Source organism: Siphonobacter sp. BAB-5405, from assembly GCF_002872335.1.
GTDB lineage: Bacteria > Bacteroidota > Bacteroidia > Cytophagales > Spirosomataceae > Siphonobacter.
The window spans coordinates 1-3,538 of record NZ_NJAG01000077.1; the positions used below are offsets into that span (position 1 = coordinate 1).

The window sequence follows — 3,538 nt, forward strand, 5'->3', positions numbered from 1 at the left end:
AGATAATGAGGACATTTATACGGTTGGTATTGAATTTGGGTTGGCTGGGCTTGAATTAGAATCGTCGCAACTAACACATTGGTCTCAAGACTTTAGTGAAGAAGAAGTTGAGATTGCCTGTCGCTATGCTTTTCGAGAACTAAATAGATTCCCAAGCTGGTTTCCAAGGCTATACGAGCAACATCCCCAAAAAGTTAGTGAGCTAGTTATTCAGGAGATTGGCTGGGAACTAGAATGTTTAAAGGAAAACAAGCATTATGTTTTAAGCAAAGTTTGTTGGAGTGGGGAATGGCTATGGAATAGCATCGCTGAAGCTATGCTAGTATTACTAGATAAAGAACCAATCCACATTAGTATCTTAAAGGATTTGCTCAAAATTGTTCAGGGAAGTTCGAGCATTTCAAACCATATGCTTGCTCAACTAGCTGAACGGAAGTGTAACGTGCCTATTTCTATAGCGACTATTCCCTACTGGTATGCAACCTGGATAAGCGTAGACCCCAAGCAAGCAATTAAACCCTTTTCTGATTGGTTAGCCGCAATCAATTTGCATGATCAACAGAAAGCTACCCAAAAGGCTATGATCATGATAGTGGCTCTTTTAGGAAAAAGACGTTCAGGGTCAGGTTTTAGAGAAGCTTTCAAAACGCCTACACACTTGATGCAGCTTTACCAGCTAATGCATCAGTACATCCGCTTCGAAAACGATCTTCATAGAGCTAACTCAGGAGCCTATTCTCCCGAATTACGTGATGATGCCCAAGAAGCCCGTGATTACTTGTTGTCCATGCTCAATACGATTCCGGGTAAAGAAACGTATTTGGCTCTTAAAGAACTAGCTAGAACGCATCCGGTTGAAGAGTCTCGGAAACGGTTAAAACAATACGCGAAAGAACGCGAGGAAATAGATGCAGATAGTTCACCTTGGACCTCTTCTCAATTTAGTGAATTTGCTAAAACAATGGAGTGTACGCCGTCCAACCATCGCGAACTATTTGATTTGGGGGTTCAGCAATTATTGGACTTGAAACACAGCCTTGAAGAAGGGGATGACAGTATTGCTTCTACATTAGCAAAGGAAGATCAAGAAGCGGGCATCAGAAAAGTGATAGCCAATTGGTGCGGAAGCCGTTCCTTCGACAAATATGTAATTACCCAAGAAGAGGAGCTTGCCGATGCAAAAAGGCCCGATTGCCGTTTTAGTAGCTCACGCTTTAATGCTCCCGTTCCAGTTGAACTCAAACTGGCTGATAATTGGGGTGGGCCAGACCTTTTTGAAAGATTAGAGAATCAGTTGTGTGGAGATTATTTACGAGACAACCACTCTAGTCGGGGAATATTTGTACTCGTATATCGGGGCAAAAAGATAACTTGGCAGTTACAGGAAAGTAATGTAAAAGTGACTTTTGCTGAACTTGTCGAGGCATTACAAGCCCACTGGATGCAACTATCCCCTAGTTATCCTAAGATTGAACAAATAGCAGTCATTGGTATCGACTTGACAAAGCGAACGAACCGAGTAAAACCCGCTAAAAAGAAATAGGCTTATAAGCTTCCTGTAGAAAAAAAATAGATTAACTTAGATAGGACCTATGGGAATTACGAGAGAAATGACAAAAACCTTATGGCATTTTACAAACGAACCTTTTCAAAACGTTATTAAAAGTAACGTTAATTCTTTATGATTTTAATTCATTATCTACACAAGTATGTCTAGATAGAGGATTAAGATAGTCACTAAGCTACAACCTGCTTTAGAAATGCTGATTTACTTTCAAATACCGGTGTATGAACTTGCCTTGCAAATTTGTTCATGAGCACAAGCACGTTCAAGTGGTTTGGGTATGAGTCTTGATGTATTGTTTAGGCGTAAGATGCGTAGCTTTTTTGAAGGTCGTGTAAAACGTAGTTTTGGAATTAAAACCCGCTTTGAGACCCATACCCAGCAGATCTATATGCTTGAGGTCATCAGATAATAGCAGGGCTTTCGCTTCCTGAATTCGCAGTTCATTAATAAACTGGTAAAAGTTCTTACTCAATCCAGTATTAAGTACGTACGATAACTCATGGGTGGTGATACCTGTTTTCAGTGCCAAGCTGAAAGGGTGAGCTGTGGATCAAGATAGAGTTTCTCTTCCTGAGTCTTTTGCAGGATGATCCTTTGGAGCTTGCCAACCTGAGCGGGCGTCAGTCGTTCATTTGTCTCTTTCTTGGCTTCTATCTCGTCTTTTTCTACGGGAAGAGAAGCCTCTGTTAGATAAATGGATTGCTGAGTTAAGCTGGTATAAGCCAGCACAATAATCCCTCCAAAATAGAGAATCGGGGAAAAAGGAGTGATTTCAGTAATGAACAGGCTCAGGAGGCGAATACACATCAATACTAGCACTGAAGCCAGGAGGTAGCTGAGCCACTTCAGATCAATGTTTTCGGTAAACGAAGAGAGGAATAGGAGGTTTGCTTGGTGACGACGGAGTAGAGCAAAGCAGCTCATCCAATAATACATCATCTGGCCCAGGAAAAAATACCGGATTATAACCTGATCCAAGCCGGCAGGGAAGGTACATAGGCCTCAGGGCTAGTGAGAGCGGGTATTAGGTAAACTAGAGAAAAGAGCAGAAAAAGAAGAAAAGGCACAAAATGCAGGAGCCTGTTCTTAGGTAATAAAGAAGGTGCTACGTAATAATTTACGGCCATATATAAACAGGGAAGCATGGCCCACCTGGGTAATTCCAAGAGATGAGACCACCCGCCGGCATCCAGCTTAAATGCTTCCAGAAAAGGTTGGGTAAAGGTACAGGCCAGGATGAAATAGAAGGTTCCCAGCCATCGGTCGGCGGACGGGTTCACCTTGGTAAACCCCAATAAAAACAAAGATCCCAACAGAACTAATGCTCCAGCTGAAAAGGCAAAGAACGTAGCTAAGATCGGTAAGTCGGACATAAGCTCATGGGCAGGGCTGCTGAATGGGTGGAATTGAAAACTTTTAGTGGTTTTACAGCCAGAGGGGAACGCCAATCCAGCCGTGTATCGTCAACAGCACAACCAAGTAAAACAAAAAGATACTATTGAAAAGTAAGGCAAATCTGATCCAGGGTTTCGTTAACTCATCCCACTGGCGGTACAAAGCGTAGGCTCCCAGGATAACCCCTATGGCAAATAAGATCATACCGGCGAAGATAAAGAAACTGGTTGCATTTAGGTAGGTAAAGCGTTCTTTATGAATCGCATCCGTTACTCCCAGGAGTCGATACGATAGGCCCAGACAAAGAATTCCCACCGATGAAAAAAACGGGATAGAAAACTGCCTCAGTTTAATTTTTTTAGCTGGTATGAGAAATACGCCTACCATTGTATAGAGCAGGCACAGGCAGGCGGCAAGGAGTCCCAGGTAGATAGGTATTTTTTGCAGGAGGATCGGTGCGTACGATGTTTTTCTGTAAAATCGGTTGCCGTACCCTTGAAAAAACGCACGGCCTTCTCCATCCTGGCCTATCACGGCAGAAGGGATGATGTCTCCTTTGAATCGAAAAAGCCCCTT

At 42.7% G+C, this 3,538-nt stretch carries 4 protein-coding genes; 1 reads left to right on the forward strand and 3 read right to left on the reverse strand.

What is annotated here, in order from left to right:
* The coding region (locus tag BWI97_RS27800; RefSeq protein WP_199182105.1) for a hypothetical protein at window positions 1-1,543 on the forward strand (1,543 nt) is incomplete at its 5' end.
* Window positions 1,544-1,829: 286 nt separating this feature from the next.
* On the opposite strand, the gene BWI97_RS25540 is transcribed toward BWI97_RS27800, so the two are convergent.
* The 3 genes from BWI97_RS25540 to BWI97_RS28685 form a co-directional block, all read right to left on the reverse strand.
* Window positions 1,830-2,096, reverse strand: a complete 267-nt coding sequence (locus BWI97_RS25540) for an AraC family transcriptional regulator (RefSeq protein ID WP_233208046.1) — start codon at window positions 2,094-2,096, stop codon at window positions 1,830-1,832.
* Window positions 2,087-2,506: a hypothetical protein gene (locus BWI97_RS25545; protein ID WP_102203331.1), complete on the reverse strand. Its 420-nt coding sequence runs from the start codon at window positions 2,504-2,506 to the stop codon at window positions 2,087-2,089. The genes BWI97_RS25540 and BWI97_RS25545 overlap by 10 nt, the downstream gene beginning before the upstream one ends.
* A 486-nt stretch (window positions 2,507-2,992) precedes the next feature.
* Window positions 2,993-3,538: hypothetical protein (locus BWI97_RS28685; RefSeq protein ID WP_233208047.1), on the reverse strand; the 546-nt coding region annotated here is incomplete at its 5' end.

Bases quoted from the DNA above. Each gene is read 5' to 3' on its own strand.
- BWI97_RS25545 (WP_102203331.1), bottom strand. From the start codon at position 2,506: ATGATGTATTATTGGATGAGCTGCTTTGCTCTACTCCGTCGTCACCAA.